The organism is Shewanella sp. UCD-FRSSP16_17 (genome assembly GCF_001675935.1).
Classification (GTDB): Bacteria; Pseudomonadota; Gammaproteobacteria; order Enterobacterales; family Shewanellaceae; genus Shewanella; species Shewanella japonica.
On record NZ_LZFV01000008.1, the window covers coordinates 1 to 16229 of the forward strand.

At 42.9% G+C, this 16229-nt stretch carries 12 protein-coding genes and 1 pseudogene; all 13 read right to left on the reverse strand.

Translation table 11 applies throughout. From position 1 onward, the window contains the following. The coding region (locus tag A9267_RS08845) for a GTP-binding protein (RefSeq protein WP_231919063.1) at positions 1-299 on the reverse strand (299 nt) is incomplete at its 3' end. 66 nt (positions 300-365) lie between these two features. After that, on the reverse strand, positions 366-2462 hold the full coding sequence (fusA, locus tag A9267_RS08850; RefSeq protein ID WP_065108933.1) for an elongation factor G: 2097 nt from the start codon (positions 2460-2462) through the stop codon (positions 366-368). A gap of 79 nt (positions 2463-2541) precedes the next feature. Then, complete coding sequence (gene rpsG / locus A9267_RS08855; RefSeq protein WP_055026548.1) at positions 2542-3012, reverse strand: 30S ribosomal protein S7; 471 nt, start codon at positions 3010-3012, stop codon at positions 2542-2544. Positions 3013-3089: 77 nt separating this feature from the next. Next, on the reverse strand, positions 3090-3464 hold the full coding sequence (rpsL, locus tag A9267_RS08860; protein ID WP_055026549.1) for a 30S ribosomal protein S12: 375 nt from the start codon (positions 3462-3464) through the stop codon (positions 3090-3092). A gap of 178 nt (positions 3465-3642) precedes the next feature. After that, on the reverse strand, positions 3643-7863 hold the full coding sequence (gene rpoC / locus A9267_RS08865; protein WP_065108934.1) for a DNA-directed RNA polymerase subunit beta': 4221 nt from the start codon (positions 7861-7863) through the stop codon (positions 3643-3645). 81 nt (positions 7864-7944) lie between these two features. Further along, positions 7945-11976, reverse strand: a complete 4032-nt coding sequence (rpoB, locus tag A9267_RS08870) for a DNA-directed RNA polymerase subunit beta (RefSeq protein ID WP_055026511.1) — start codon at positions 11974-11976, stop codon at positions 7945-7947. Between the two features lie 239 nt (positions 11977-12215). Beyond that, on the reverse strand, positions 12216-12584 hold the full coding sequence (gene rplL / locus A9267_RS08875) for a 50S ribosomal protein L7/L12 (RefSeq protein WP_055026512.1): 369 nt from the start codon (positions 12582-12584) through the stop codon (positions 12216-12218). A 54-nt stretch (positions 12585-12638) separates the two neighbouring features. Next, positions 12639-13136, reverse strand: coding sequence for a 50S ribosomal protein L10 (rplJ, locus tag A9267_RS08880; RefSeq protein ID WP_055026513.1), 498 nt, complete (start codon positions 13134-13136; stop codon positions 12639-12641). Positions 13137-13394: 258 nt separating this feature from the next. After that, the gene (gene rplA / locus A9267_RS08885; protein ID WP_055026514.1) at positions 13395-14096 is read right to left on the reverse strand and encodes a 50S ribosomal protein L1; all 702 of its coding nucleotides are present in this window, start codon (positions 14094-14096) and stop codon (positions 13395-13397) included. A 4-nt stretch (positions 14097-14100) separates the two neighbouring features. Continuing rightward, entirely contained in the window at positions 14101-14529 is a 429-nt protein-coding gene (gene rplK, locus A9267_RS08890; protein ID WP_055026515.1) for a 50S ribosomal protein L11, read from the reverse strand. Between the two features lie 128 nt (positions 14530-14657). Next, the gene (nusG, locus tag A9267_RS08895) at positions 14658-15209 is read right to left on the reverse strand and encodes a transcription termination/antitermination protein NusG (RefSeq protein ID WP_055026516.1); all 552 of its coding nucleotides are present in this window, start codon (positions 15207-15209) and stop codon (positions 14658-14660) included. 8 nt (positions 15210-15217) lie between these two features. Then, positions 15218-15589, reverse strand: a complete 372-nt coding sequence (secE, locus tag A9267_RS08900) for a preprotein translocase subunit SecE (protein ID WP_055026517.1) — start codon at positions 15587-15589, stop codon at positions 15218-15220. A gap of 248 nt (positions 15590-15837) precedes the next feature. Further along, positions 15838-16229 (reverse strand): annotated as a pseudogene (gene tuf, locus A9267_RS08905) (elongation factor Tu); the annotation flags it as partial.

Sequence of the window (16229 nt, forward strand, 5' to 3'; positions counted from 1 at the left end):
TCCATTTGTGCAGCACCAGTAATCATGTTTTTAACATAATCGGCGTGACCAGGACAATCTACGTGTGCGTAGTGACGTGTAGGCGTGTCATATTCGATGTGAGAAGTATTAATTGTAATACCACGCTCACGCTCTTCTGGAGCGTTATCGATTTGTGCGAAATCTTTAGTCTCACCGCCGTATGCTTTCGTCAATACTGCTGAGATAGCTGCTGTTAGAGTAGTTTTACCATGGTCAACGTGACCAATTGTACCCACGTTTACGTGTGGTTTACTACGTTCAAATTTTTCTTTAGCCACGATATATTCCTTTCTTTTCAGAAGTGCTCGATTACGAGCTATATAACATTAGTTAAACACCTAAAATTAGGTGCGTGATTCAATTATCGCATTTGCAATGTTTGATGGTGCATCAGCGTACTTAGCAAACTCCATTGAGTATGAAGCRCGCCCCTGAGTTGCACTACGCAAGTCAGTTGCATAACCAAACATTTCTGATAGTGGAACCGTTGCATGAATGATTTTGACACCACCCAAGCCATCGTCCATTCCATCAATAACACCACGACGTCGGTTTAAGTCACCTACTACATCGCCCATATTACTTTCAGGAGTGGTAATTTCCACTTTCATTGTTGGTTCTAGTAACACAGGGCTTGCTTCAAGCGCACCCTTTTTAAAGCCCATTGAACCAGCTATTTTGAAAGCCATTTCATTCGAGTCCACATCATGATATGAACCATCAAATAAAGTCACTTTCACATCGAGCATAGGATAACCGGCTAAGACACCGTTTTTCATTTGCTCTTGAATACCTTTGTCTACTGATGGGATGAATTCACGAGGAACTGCACCACCAACAATTTCATTGACAAATTCGTAGCCTGCACCGTCTTCTAACGGTTCAATCTTCAGCCATACGTGACCATATTGACCACGTCCGCCTGATTGACGTACGAACTTACCTTCAACTTCTACTGATGAGCGAATCGTTTCACGATAGGCAACCTGAGGTTTACCTACGTTACACTCGACATTAAATTCGCGACGCATACGGTCAACGATAATATCTAAATGTAATTCACCCATGCCAGAAATCAATGTTTGAGCTGACTCTTCATCAGTTTCCACTCTAAAAGAAGGATCTTCTGCAGCTAGCTTTTGTAGTGCAATCCCCATTTTATCTTGGTCTGCTTTAGAGCGAGGCTCAACGGCAATGGTAATAACAGGTTCTGGAAACTCCATTCGCTCTAGAATCACTTTGTGATCGTTTGCGCAAAGAGTATCGCCAGTTGTCACTTCTTTTAGACCAATCGCCGCTGCAATATCACCTGCACGAACTTCTTTAAGCTCAGTACGGTCATTTGCATGCATTTGTACAATCCGGCCAACACGTTCACGTTTCTGTTTAACAGAATTATAAACCGCTGCACCCGACTCTAGTACGCCTGAATATACACGGATAAAGGTCAAAGTTCCAACAAATGGGTCAGTCGCAATTTTAAACGCTAATGCAGCAAATGGTGCATTATCGTCTGATGGGCGCTCTACTTCATTTTCGTTCTCGTCAACACCCTTAATAGCAGGCACTTCGATAGGAGCAGGAAGGTAGTCAACAACCGCATCCAAAACCGCTTGAACACCTTTGTTCTTAAATGCAGAACCACAAGTTGCTAATACGATTTCGTTGTTAATTGTGCGCTGACGTAATGCTTGCTTAATATCTGCTTCTGGTAATGTGCCTTCTTCAAGGTACTTTTCCATCAGTTCATCAGATGCTTCAGCAGCACTTTCCACTAGATACTCATGCATCTCTTCAGCCTTAGCTAAAAGATCTGCGGGAATTTCTTCATAAGTGAAAGTGGTTCCTTGATCTTCTTCAGACCAGTTAATCGCTTTCATCTTAATTAAATCAATAACCCCTTTGAAGTCCTCTTCTGCGCCAATATTCAATTGAATTGGAACACAAGTAGCACCTAAGCGATTACGGATTTGGTCGATAACACTATCAAAGTCAGCACCTGCACGGTCCATCTTATTGACGAACACCATACGAGGTACTTCATACTTGTTGGCTTGACGCCATACAGTCTCTGATTGAGGCTCTACGCCTGATGAACCGCAGAAAACAACTACAGCGCCATCTAGTACACGTAATGAACGCTCAACCTCAATAGTGAAGTCGACGTGACCAGGGGTATCGATGATATTAATACGATGTTCAGTGAATTGAGCTTCCATACCACGCCAAAAGGTGGTTACTGCAGCAGAAGTGATAGTAATACCACGTTCCTGCTCCTGTACCATCCAATCTGTCGTAGCAGCGCCGTCATGCACCTCACCGATTTTATGAGACAAACCGGTATAGAACAGAACACGTTCTGTTGTGGTAGTTTTACCTGCATCCACATGAGCAACAATACCAATATTACGGTAACGCTCAATTGGGGTTGTACGAGCCACTATTTATACCCTCTCAACTAAAGTTATCACTTTAGAAAATATCAACAATATGGAGCGGGCTAATGCCCGCTCCATCAAATTACCAACGGTAATGAGCAAAGGCTTTGTTAGCTTCAGCCATGCGATGCACGTCTTCACGCTTCTTAACAGCAGTACCTTTGTTTTCAGATGCATCTAGCATTTCACCTGCTAGACGTAGAGCCATAGATTTTTCACCACGCTTGCGAGCAGCTTCAACTAACCAGCGCATCGCTAGTGCGTTACGACGCACTGGACGAACTTCACATGGTACTTGATAAGTAGAACCACCAACACGACGAGATTTAACCTCGACTGAAGGGCGAACATTATCAAGAGCTGCTTCAAGGATAGTTAGATGATCTTCGCTTTTCTTTTCAGCGACAACATCTAATGCCTTGTAGATAATTTTTTCAGCAGTTGACTTTTTACCGTCAACCATAATGACGTTGATGAACTTAGCCAGCAACTCACTTTTAAACTTTGGATCTGGTAGGATTTTACGTTGTCCTACAACGCGACGTCTTGGCATAACAATTCTCCGTATGCTTCAGGTATTTCCAAAACTGGAATATTTTTAACTAGCTTGGCCTTACTTAAACGGACAAGTTATGACTTAGGACGCTTAGCACCGTACTTAGAACGGCCTTGGCGACGAGCACTAACGCCAGCACAATCTAATGCACCGCGGATAGTGTGGTAACGCACACCCGGTAAGTCTTTAACACGACCGCCACGGATTAGAATTACACTATGTTCCTGCAAGTTGTGACCTTCACCACCGATGTACGAAGTAACTTCGAAACCGTTAGTTAAGCGAACACGTGCTACTTTACGTAGAGCAGAGTTAGGTTTTTTAGGTGTTGTAGTGTACACACGAGTACAAACACCACGTTTTTGTGGACACGCATTTAACGCTGGCACATTAGTCTTTTCGACTTTTGGCGAGCGTGGCTTACGTACCAACTGGTTTACAGTTGCCATGAATAGCTCCGTTCAGTTGAATAATCTCAACAATTTTGTGTGAAAAATCTATATCCCACTATGATGGGACGCGAAAGTTTAGAAAGGTATTGGCCAACTGTCAAGAAATAGACAACTTTTCGTGCAATTCCCAATAAAAAAGGCGCCAAAGGCGCCTTTTTTTAACATAACGTTTACTTTAGTCGGCACTTCCGGCCAAGTTAAGTAAGTCAGCTAAGTTCTTCTCTGCTTCACTTGCAGTGATAACCGGTGCTTCTACACCTTCATCTTTAACATTAGCACGCGCTTCGTTACGAGCATTGTGATATGCATAACCTGTACCTGCAGGGATTAGACGACCAACGATTACGTTTTCTTTCAGACCACGCAATTGGTCACTCTTACCACCTACAGCAGCTTCTGTAAGTACACGAGTCGTTTCTTGGAACGATGCCGCTGAGATGAACGATTCAGTAGCCAAAGAAGCTTTGGTAATACCTAGTAATTCACGCTCAAACTTCGCAGGTGCTTTACCTTGAGCTTCAAGCTCACGGTTAGCAATCTTCACGCGAGATACTTCAGCTTGTTCACCGACTAAGAAGTTCGAATCGCCTGCATCAGTGATTAGACACTTACGAAGCATTTGGCGAATGATAACCTCAATGTGCTTATCATTGATTTTTACACCCTGTAGACGGTAAACGTCTTGGACTTCATCAACAATATAGTTAGCAACATGATGGATACCACGTAAACGTAGGATATCGTGTGCAGCTTCTGGGCCGTCAGCGATAACTTCACCACGTTCAACTTTTTCACCTTCGAACACGTTAAGGTTACGCCATTTAGGGATCATTTCTTCGTAATGATCACCGCCATCAGCTGGGCTGATAACTAAACGAACCTTACCTTTAGTCTCTTTACCAAACGAGATGGTACCTGAGATTTCAGCAAGAATAGCGGGTTCTTTAGGCTTACGCGCTTCGAATAAGTCAGCAACTCGTGGCAGACCACCGGTAATATCGCGAGTTTTAGACGATTCTTGAGGAATACGTGCTAAAGCATCACCAACATTAATTTGCGCATTATCGTCTTTAGAAACAATCGCATTGCCCGGTAAGAAGTATTGCGCTGGTACGTCTGTACCAGGGATCATAAGATCGTTACCCGCCGCGTCGATTAGACGGATAGCAGGACGCATTTCTTTACCAGCGGTAGGACGTGCACCAGCATCAATAACAACAACAGAAGATAGACCGGTTAAATCGTCTGTTTGACGCGTCATAGTAACGCCTTCAATCATATCAACGAATTTAACACTACCAGCAACTTCAGAGATAATAGGATGCGTATGTGGATCCCAGTTAGCAATGATAGCGCCAGAAGTTACTTCTGAATCTTCAAGTTGTTCTAATACGGTACCGTAAGGAACACGATAGCGCTCTTTCTCACGACCTAACTCATCGATAACCGCAATTTCAGATGAACGCGATACGATAACCAGTTTATCATCGATACTCTTAACGTATTTCGCGTTATGAAGTTTCAATGTACCGTTATTCTTAACTTGTACGTTGTTTTCTGCAGAGTCACGAGATGCAGCACCACCAATGTGGAAAGTACGCATCGTAAGCTGTGTACCTGGCTCACCAATCGATTGAGCAGCAACAACACCAATCGCTTCACCGTGGTTAATAATATGACCACGAGCTAAATCACGACCGTAACAAGCAGCACAAACACCAAAGTCTGTGTCACAAGAAATTACTGAACGAACAATAACTTCATCAACACTGTGTTCTTCTAGAAGATCACACCATGACTCGTCTAGTAATGTGTTACGTGGCGCAAGTACTTTTTCAGTACCAGGCTCTAATACATCAACAGCGACAACACGACCTAGAACACGTTCACGAAGCGGTTCTTTAACATCACCACCTTCAATCAACGGCTTCATGGTCAAGCCTTCTTCTGTTCCACAGTCATCTTCAATAACAACTAAATCTTGTGCAACGTCAACAAGACGACGAGTTAGATAACCCGAGTTAGCTGTTTTCAGTGCGGTATCGGCAAGACCTTTACGCGCACCGTGAGTAGAGATGAAGTATTGTGATACGTTCAAACCTTCACGGAAGTTCGCAGTAATTGGGGTTTCGATGATTGAGCCATCTGGCTTAGCCATCAGACCACGCATACCCGCTAGCTGACGAATCTGTGCAGCACTACCACGAGCGCCCGAGTCAGCCATCATATAGATGCTGTTAAACGAATCTTGCTCTTCTTCTTCACCATCACGATTAATAACAACTTCTTTCTTCAAGTTGTCCATCATCGCTTTAGAGATCTTATCGTTGGTGCTTGCCCAAATATCGATAACTTTGTTGTAGCGCTCACCCGCTGTTACAAGACCTGATTGGAACTGCTCTTGAATTTCAAGCACTTCACGTTCAGCTTCTTCAACTAAGGTATATTTCTCGTCCGGAATAACCATATCGTTGATACCAACAGAGGCACCAGAGATAGTTGCGTAACGGAAACCGGTATACATTAATTGGTCAGCAAAGATAACAGTATCTTTTAGGCCTAATGCACGATAACAAGTGTTCAGCAATTTAGAGATTTGCTTCTTACCCATGTTTTGGTTTACCAAATCAAATGGTAATCCTTCAGGTAAGATTTGCGATAACAACGCACGACCAACTGTAGTATCTACAATCTTACGTGTTTGTACTTTCTCGCCATTCGCGTCAATTGATGTTTCGGTTAAGCGAACTTTAACACGTGCATGCAATTCTGCTGCACCTGTTGCATATGCTTTTTCTACTTCATCAACAGACATGAATGTCATGCCTTCACCGCGACCGTTAACACATTCACGACTGGTGTAGTAAAGACCTAGTACCACGTCTTGAGAAGGCGTGATTACTGGCTCACCGTTAGCAGGAGAAAGAATGTTGTTGGTCGACATCATTAACGAACGAGCTTCTAATTGAGCTTCAAGCGTTAACGGTACGTGCACAGCCATTTGGTCACCATCGAAGTCGGCGTTATATGCCGCACATACTAATGGATGCAATTGGATTGCTTTACCTTCAATAAGAACTGGTTCAAATGCTTGAATACCAAGTCTATGAAGTGTTGGTGCACGGTTAAGCATGACTGGATGTTCACGAATGACTTCGTCTAGTACATCCCATACTTCAGCCTGTTCACGCTCAACCATTTTCTTAGCAGCTTTAATCGTCGTAGCAAGACCACGACCTTCTAACTTGCCATAGATGAATGGTTTGAATAGCTCAAGTGCCATCTTCTTAGGAAGACCACACTGATGCAGGCGTAAAGTTGGACCTACGGTAATTACCGAACGACCAGAGTAATCTACACGCTTACCAAGTAAGTTCTGACGGAAACGACCTTGTTTACCTTTGATCATATCAGCCAAAGATTTAAGCGGGCGCTTGTTAGAACCGGTAATAGCACGACCACGACGACCATTATCTAATAGTGCATCCACAGACTCTTGTAACATACGCTTTTCGTTACGTACGATAATGTCTGGTGCAGCTAGATCTAATAGACGCTTAAGACGGTTGTTACGGTTGATTACACGACGGTAAAGGTCGTTCAAATCAGATGTTGCAAAACGTCCGCCATCTAGTGGAACTAGAGGACGTAAATCAGGTGGCAGAACTGGTAACACTTTTAAGATCATCCACTCAGGCTTGTTGCCAGAAGTGAAGAATGCTTCCATCAGTTTAAGGCGCTTAGTGACCTTCTTACGACGGGTTTCAGAGTTAATTGATGGTAACTCTTCACGCATTTGATCAATTTGTTCTTCTAAATTGATTGCACGTAGCAAGTCTAAGACTGCTTCAGCACCCATTTTAGCTTCGAACTCGTCACCGTATTCTTCTAATGCATCAAGATATGTTTCTTCTGTCAGCATTTGACCGCGTTCAAGGCTGGTCATGCCAGGCTCGATCACTACAAATGATTCAAAGTACAATACGCGTTCAATATCACGTAATGTCATATCAAGCATCAAACCGATACGACTCGGAAGTGATTTCAAGAACCAAATATGGGCAACTGGGCTTGCAAGATCGATATGACCCATACGCTCACGACGTACTTTAGTCTGTGTAACTTCAACGCCACACTTCTCACAAATAACACCACGGTGCTTCAAACGTTTGTATTTACCACACAAACATTCGTAATCTTTTACAGGACCGAAAATACGCGCACAGAACAAACCTTCACGTTCAGGTTTGAAAGTACGGTAGTTAATGGTTTCTGGCTTTTTAACTTCACCAAAAGACCAAGAACGGATTAGGTCTGGCGAAGCCAAACCAATTTTAATACCGTTAAATTCTTCAGTCTTGCTTTGCTGTTTAAGAAACTTTAATAAGTCTTTCACGTTTCTCTCCTGAAGGAGTTAAACCAGATGCTTTGCTAAGCAAAGCATCCTTGGTTACCAAACATTGCTTAAGAGCGATGCTTACTCTTGATCCAACTCGATATTAATACCAAGTGAACGAATTTCCTTCAACAATACGTTGAAAGACTCAGGCATGCCTGGGTGCATCTGATGGTTACCGTCGACGATGTTCTTATACATCTGAGTACGACCGTTAACGTCATCTGATTTAACCGTTAGCATTTCCTGTAGAGTATATGCAGCACCGTATGCTTCTAGTGCCCATACTTCCATCTCACCGAAACGCTGACCACCGAATTGAGCTTTACCGCCCAATGGTTGTTGTGTAACTAAGCTGTACGAACCAGTAGAACGGGCGTGCATCTTGTCATCAACTAAGTGGTTCAGTTTGAGCATGTACATGTAACCAACAGTTACTTTACGCTCAAATTCGTTACCGGTACGGCCGTCACATAATGTTAACTGGCCAGAATCAGGTAAGCCTGCAAGTTCAAGCATTTGCTTGATCTCTTTTTCTTTAGCACCATCGAAAGCTGGCGTAGCAACTGGTAAACCACCTTTAAGGTTTTTAGCCAGACGCAATACTTCATCGTCAGTGAATGAGTTGATGTCGACTTTCTGTAGAACTTCGTCACCTAATTCATATACCTGGCGGATGTAGTCGCGCAGTTCAGCAAGTTCACGTTGCTCTTCAAGCATAGCAGTAATACGATTACCGATACCCTTAGCAGCAGCACCTAAGTGAACTTCTAATACCTGACCAATGTTCATACGCGATGGTACGCCCAATGGGTTTAGTACGATATCAACTGGATCACCAGTTTCATCGTATGGCATGTCTTCGATAGGACAAATCTTAGAGATTACACCTTTGTTACCGTGACGACCCGCCATCTTATCACCAGGTTGGATAGTACGTTTAACTGCAAGGTAAACCTTAACAATCTTTAGTACGCCTGGAGCTAAGTCATCACCTTGGGTGATTTTACGACGTTTAACTTCGAACTTCTTATCGAAGTCAGCTTTAAGCTCTTCATGTTGCTCGGCTAATTGCTCAAGCTCAGTTTGCTTAGCTTCATCATCAATAACTTGAATTAATACATCTTTACGTGGTAATTCAGCAAGCTTAGCTTGTGAGAAACCAGCAGATAGTAATAAGTTACGTGCACGGCTCAAAACACCTTCTTCAAGGATTTCGAACTCTTCGCCTAAATCTTTACGCGCTTGGGCAACATGCATCTCTTCAATTTCAAGCGCACGTTTATCTTTTTCGATACCGTCACGAGTGAAGACTTGTACATCGATGATAGTCCCTTTAACTGAGTTAGGAACACGTAATGAACTGTCCTTAACGTCAGAAGCTTTTTCACCGAAAATTGCACGCAATAGCTTTTCTTCTGGAGTCAGTTGAGTTTCACCTTTAGGTGTCACTTTACCAACTAGAATGTCGCCGCCTTTTACTTCTGCACCAATGTAAACAATACCTGACTCGTCTAATTTAGATAGAGCAGATTCGCCTACGTTTGGAATATCAGCAGTGATTTCTTCGCTACCTAATTTCGTATCACGAGCAATACATGAAAGCTCTTGGATATGAATAGTAGTGAAACGATCCTCTTGCGCTACGCGCTCAGAGATTAAGATCGAATCTTCGAAGTTATAACCGTTCCAAGGCATGAATGCGATACGCATGTTTTGACCTAGGGCCAAGTCACCTAAATCGGTAGACGGACCATCAGCTAAAACATCACCACGAACAATTGGATCACCAACAGAACAACAAGGACGTTGGTTAATACAAGTGTTTTGGTTAGAACGAGTGTATTTAGTTAAGTTGTAGATATCGATACCAGCTTCACCTGGAGTCAATTCTGCTTCGTTAACTTTCACTACGATACGGCTAGCATCAACATAGTCGATAACACCGCCACGCTTCGCAGCGACAACAACACCTGAGTCAACAGCAAGAGTACGCTCAATACCTGTACCAACAAGCGGCTTATCAGCACGCAAAGTAGGAACGGCTTGACGTTGCATGTTTGCACCCATCAATGCACGGTTAGCATCATCGTGTTCTAAGAACGGAATAAGTGATGCCGCAACAGAAATAATCTGTTGTGGTGATACATCCATATACTGGATATCAGCAGCACGCATAAAGGTAGATTCACCTTTATGACGACATGCGATTTGTTCTTCAAGCATACGATTTGAAGAATCAATCTCGATGTTTGCCTGTGCAATCACATAACGGCCTTCCTCGATTGCTGATAAGTATTCAACTTCATCAGTAACCACACAATCAACCACCTTACGGTAAGGTGTTTCTAGGAAGCCATAAGAGTTAGTACGAGCGAAACTTGCTAAAGAGTTAATTAGACCAATGTTTGGTCCCTCTGGCGTTTCAATCGGACATAAACGACCGTAGTGAGTTGGATGTACGTCACGTACTTCGAAACCAGCACGTTCACGTGTTAAACCACCAGGACCAAGAGCAGAAATACGACGCTTATGCGTTACTTCTGACAACGGGTTGTTTTGATCCATGAACTGTGACAACTGTGAAGAACCAAAGAATTCTTTCACTGCCGCAGAAATAGGCTTAGCATTGATTAGATCTTGTGGCATAAGCTCATTCAGATCGCCTAGAGATAGACGTTCACGAACAGCACGCTCAACACGAACTAGACCAACACGGAATTGGTTTTCAGCCATCTCACCAACGCTACGAATACGACGGTTACCTAAGTGGTCAATATCGTCGACTTCATCGTAACCATTACGGATTTCGATGATTTTCTTCATAACGTGTACGATGTCTTCTTTAGACAGTACGCCAGCACCTTCATCTTCAGAAATCTCAAGACGACGGTTGAACTTCATACGACCTACTTTAGATAGGTCATAACGCTCTTCACTGAAGAACAAGTTCTGGAATAAGCTTTCAGCAGCATCTTTGGTTGGTGGCTCACCAGGACGCATCATACGATAGATTTCAACTAATGCTTCAAGGCGGTTAGTTGTAGAATCAATACGTAATGTGTCTGAGATATATGCACCATGATCAAGATCGTTGATAAATAATGTATCAACTTCTTTAATACCTGCTAAAGAAAGCTTAGCTAGGTCTTCAAGGGTGATTTCAGCATTTGCGCTAACTAATACTTCACCAGTATCTTCATCAATGTAGTCTTGTGCAGCGAACTTACCAACGATGTAATCTACTGGTACTTCAAGCTCAGTAGTGTTGGTTTTTTCAAGCTGCTTAATGTGACGTGCAGTAATACGACGGCCAGCTTCAACTAAAAGCTTACCTTCAGAATCTTTGATGTCGTAACTTGCAGTTTCGCCACGTAGACGATCTGGCACAAGTGCCATAACAAGTGAATCTTGCTTAATTTTGAACTCAATACGTTCAAAGAATAAATCCAAGATTTCTTGAGTAGAAAATTCAAGCGCACGTAAGATGATAGTCGCAGGTAATTTACGACGACGGTCAATACGTACAAATAATGAATCTTTTGGATCGAATTCAAAGTCAAGCCATGAACCACGGTAAGGAATAATACGTGCGTTATAAAGCACCTTACCAGATGAGTGGGTTTTACCACGGTCATGATCAAAGAAAACACCCGGAGAACGATGTAATTGAGAAACAATTACACGCTCAGTACCATTAATTACAAAGGTACCGTTCTCAGTCATCAATGGGATATCACCCATGTAGACTTCTTGTTCTTTAATATCTTTGACTGTGCCTGGTGCAGCTTCACGGTCATAAAGAACCATACGCAATTTAACGCGTAGTGGTGCAGAATATGTAACACCGCGGATCTGACACTCTTTCACATCAAAAACTGGCTCACCTAGCTTGTAACTGACATATTGCAGTTCAGAGTTGCCAGAAAAGCTCTTGATGGGAAAAACGCTACGGAAAGCAGCTTCAAAGCCACGTTCACCCGTAGGATCTTGATCGGTGAATTTCTTAAAAGAGTCTAATTGAATAGACAACAAATACGGAATATCCAAAACTTTTGGACGTTTTCCAAAGTCTTTACGAATACGCTTCTTTTCAGAATAGGAGTAAACCATGGGTTTCCTCTACTTACGAGATGTGACCAAGACTGAAATAATTCTAAGATTAAATCAGCACGTTTGCCCATCACCGTTAATGGCAAGAACCTAACCAGTAATCTCTGCTAGGAACTGCTAAAACTGGCGATAAACGGTGAATAAAAAATCGCCTGCGCATATAGCGCAAAAAAGGCCGACGGTTAAAAAACCGCCAGCCTCCGCCCGATTACTCGGGAGGTGGTAAGTTAGAGTATAACTTACTTAACTTCTACTTCAGCGCCAGCAGCTTCTAGATCAGCTTTAAGTGCTTCTGCTTCTTCTTTAGTGATAGCTTCTTTAACTGCAACTGGTGCAGATTCAGCCATAGCTTTAGCTTCTTTCAGGCCAAGACCTGTAGCGCCACGAAGTGCTTTAATAACAGCAACTTTGTTGCCACCGAATGAAGTCATAACAACGTCAAATTCGGTTTGCTCAGCAGCAGAAGCGCCAGCGTCGCCGCCAACAGCAACAGCAGCAGCTGCAGCAGAAACGCCGAATTTTTCTTCCATTGCTTCGATTAGTTCAACAACTTCCATTACAGACATTTCTGCGAAAGCTTCTAAGATTTGGTCTTTAGTGATAGACATAACAAAAAATTCCTATTGTACTGAATTCAATTAATTTAAGCGGCTAATGAAATATTAAGCTGCTTCTTTTTGATCGCGAAGAGCGGCCAATGTACGAACGAACTTGCCAGCAGATGCTTCTTTCATAGTCATCATTAACTGAGCTAGTGCTTCTTCGTATGTTGGTAGTTTCGCTAAACGATCAATATCTGCTGCAGGGATAACTTCCCCTTCAAAGGCTGCTGCTTTGATTTCAAACTTTTCTTGTTCAGCTGCGAAATCTTTAAGAAGACGCGCTGCAGCACCTGGGTGCTCATTAGAAAAGGCAATCAAAGTAGGACCAGTAAACGTGTCGCTTAGGCACTCAAAATCAGTACCAGCAACAGCGCGTTTAACTAATGTATTACGTACAACACGTACATAAACACCAGCTTCACGTGCTGCTTTACGCAGACCGGTCATATCACCTACAGTTACACCGCGTGAATCGGCAACAACTGCAGATAAAGCACCTTTGGCGGCTTCGCTGACTTCAGCAACAATCGCTTTTTTGTCTTCGAGTCTTAATGCCATTGGCTTTACTCCTGGATTCTACCTAGGGATGTCCCTAGTATTTACCATATTAAACACTTATGTGTTTAACGACTTACGGTGCAGATTTCCAGCAGAACAAAATCTATCTGGGGGGTCTGACACCGTCTACGTAGGAAATTAAGTTATCTTATGAAAACACCTACGGTCTTGGACGGAAATCTGCTCTCAACAATGTTGAAAAGCAGACCTCAACCCACAAAGTGCGCGGATTATATACTAATCCGCATCCTTTGTATATTACTTAAGGTCTTCCAAAGTAGCTTGGTCAACCACAACACCTGCACCCATAGTGGTAGAGATGCTGACTTTTTTCACGTAAACGCCTTTAGCAACTGCAGGCTTAGCCTTTTTCAGTGCTGCGACTAACGCTTCTAAGTTTTCTTTAATTTGAGCAGGTTCAAAATCCACTTTACCGATAGTAGTGTGGATAATACCATTCTTGTCGTTACGGTAACGAACTTGACCAGCTTTGGCATTTTTAACTGCATCAGCAACGTTTGGCGTTACAGTACCAGTTTTAGGGTTAGGCATTAAACCACGTGGGCCTAAGATTTGACCTAACATACCAACAACGCGCATTGCATCTGGAGATGCGATAACAACGTCAAAGTTCATTTCACCAGCTTTAACTTGCTCAGCTAGATCTTCCATACCAACTAACTCTGCACCAGCTTCTTTAGCTGCTTCAGCGTTTGCGCCCTGTGTGAACACAGCAACACGAACTTCACGGCCAGTACCATGTGGTAATACTGTAGCGCCACGAACGTTTTGGTCTGATTTACGAGGATCGATACCTAGGTTAACAGCAACGTCAACACTTTCTACGAATTTAGCAGTTGCTAATTCTTTTAATAAAGCAACAGCTTCATTGATATCGTAGCTTTTAGTTCCGTCGATTTTCTCGCGGATTACGCGCATGCGCTTAGTTAGCTTTGCCATTATATTAGTCCTCTACTACCAAACCCATTGAACGTGCAGTACCTTCAATTGAACGCATCATCGCTTCAACATCAGCACCAGTCATATCAGCCGCTTTAGTTTCAGCAATTTCCTGAACTGCGCTGCGCTTGATAGTACCAACTTTCTCGGTATTTGGACGGCCAGAACCAGACTTAAGACCTGCCGCTTTCAATAATAAGAAAGATGCTGGAGGAGTCTTAGTTTCGAACGTGAAAGAACGATCGTTGTATACAGTGATAACAACAGGAATCGGCATACCTTTGTCGAACTTTTCAGTACGAGCGTTGAATGCTTTACAGAATTCCATGATGTTCACACCTTTTTGACCTAGAGCAGGACCAACTGGTGGAGACGGGTTTGCAGCACCGGCTGCTACTTGTAGCTTAATATAAGCTTCAATTTTCTTTGCCATGTCGACATTTCCTCAATTTGGGTTCAAACGCTACCAGCTACATGCCGATGAGCTCCCCTTGAAAACAACGGGTGCGGATTATACTAAAATCCGCACCCGCAAACAAATACTATTTGTATTTAATTTAATCAGCTCTTTTCAACTTGTTGGAAGTCTAGTTCCACAGGAGTAGAGCGACCGAAGATCATTACTGAAACCTTAACGCGGTTTTTATCGTAATCAACTTCTTCGATAGTGCCATTAAAGTCAGCAAATGGACCATCGTTAACACGAACAACTTCACCAGGCTCAAACATAACGCGATGAGTCGGTGACTCAACAGTATCTTGTAGACGCTGAAGAATGGCATTCGCTTCTTTATCAGAAATAGGTGCCGGACGATCAGATGTTCCGCCAATGAAACCCATTACACGTGGAATGCTTTTCACTAAGTGCCAGCTTTCATCATTCATTTCCATTTGGACTAATACATAGCCTGGAAAGAATTTACGTTCGCTTTTACGACGCTGACCTGCACGCATTTCAACAACTTCTTCAGTTGGTACAAGTACCTCAGCAAAGTAGTCTTCCATGTTGTGCATTTTGATATGCTCAAGTAGTGTTTTACATACACGGCCTTCATAGCCTGAGAATGCTTGAATCACATACCATCTTTTTTTAGCTTCTGTTGCTTCAGTCATGTAAATGCCTATACGCCAGTAATGAGGTTAACAACACGCAATAGTACCCAGTCGAAACCCCAAAGGATTACGGCTACGACAGCTGTTGCAGCAAGAACAATGAATGTTGTGTTTAGCGCTTCTTGACGAGTTGGCCAAACCACTTTACGTACTTCAATGTGAGCTTCACGAGCAAAAGATAAAGCTTCTTTACCTTTCACAGTTTGCAGTGCAATAAAGCCTGCAATAACAAAGGCAACAATTACGCCTAATGCGCGTACCACAACACTGGCTTCGCCAAATGCTTGGTTGCCAATAACAGCGGCGGCAATCAATATAACTGCAATGCCCCACTTAACAATATCCAGAGAATTATTCTGGTTTTCAGTATTTGTCGTCATCGGTTGGTTCCGTTACTCACTAAGACCTGAGCTTAAATTTGATAAATATGTACCACTATCAAATAGTACTTCCGAGTTTAGCCACGAAAAGCATCAGCTCAGGGTCAAAAATCGGCCATAGATTGTATTCTTATTCTAGTCAGTTCGCAAGGTCGACACCAGAGAACATAGGCAAAACTTAAAAAAAATCTATAAAACAAAAAAAGGAAGCCGAAGCTTCCTTTTTAATGTGTTAACTAACTTCGCTATTAAGCAACGATTTTAGCTACAACACCAGCACCAACTGTACGGCCACCTTCACGGATAGCGAAACGTAAACCGTCGTCCATCGCGATTGGGTAGATTAGAGTAACAACCATCTTGATGTTGTCACCTGGCATTACCATTTCAACGCCTTCTGGAAGCTCGATAGTACCAGTTACGTCAGTTGTACGGAAGTAGAACTGTGGACGGTAGCCTTTGAAGAATGGAGTGTGACGTCCGCCTTCTTCTTTGCTTAACACGTATACTTCTGATTCGAATGTAGTGTGAGGAGTGATTGTACCTGGCTTAGCAAGTACTTGACCACGTTCAACTTCATCACGCTTAGTACCACGTAATAAAACACCACAGTTCTCACCTGCACGACCTTCGTCAAGCA

What these genes read in the sequence shown, in the direction of transcription:
- rplJ (WP_055026513.1), bottom strand. Translation starts at nt 13,136, where the DNA reads ATGGCATTAAGACTCGAAGACAAAAAAGCGATTGTTGCTGAAGTCAGC.
- nusG (WP_055026516.1), bottom strand. Translation starts at nt 15,209, where the DNA reads ATGACTGAAGCAACAGAAGCTAAAAAAAGATGGTATGTGATTCAAGCA.
- secE (WP_055026517.1), bottom strand. Translation starts at nt 15,589, where the DNA reads ATGACGACAAATACTGAAAACCAGAATAATTCTCTGGATATTGTTAAG.
- rpsG (WP_055026548.1), bottom strand. Translation starts at nt 3,012, where the DNA reads ATGCCAAGACGTCGCGTTGTAGGACAACGTAAAATCCTACCAGATCCA.
- rpsL (WP_055026549.1), bottom strand. Translation starts at nt 3,464, where the DNA reads ATGGCAACTGTAAACCAGTTGGTACGTAAGCCACGCTCGCCAAAAGTC.
- rplL (WP_055026512.1), bottom strand. Translation starts at nt 12,584, where the DNA reads ATGTCTATCACTAAAGACCAAATCTTAGAAGCTTTCGCAGAAATGTCT.
- rpoB (WP_055026511.1), bottom strand. Translation starts at nt 11,976, where the DNA reads ATGGTTTACTCCTATTCTGAAAAGAAGCGTATTCGTAAAGACTTTGGA.
- rplK (WP_055026515.1), bottom strand. Translation starts at nt 14,529, where the DNA reads ATGGCAAAGAAAATTGAAGCTTATATTAAGCTACAAGTAGCAGCCGGT.
- rplA (WP_055026514.1), bottom strand. Translation starts at nt 14,096, where the DNA reads ATGGCAAAGCTAACTAAGCGCATGCGCGTAATCCGCGAGAAAATCGAC.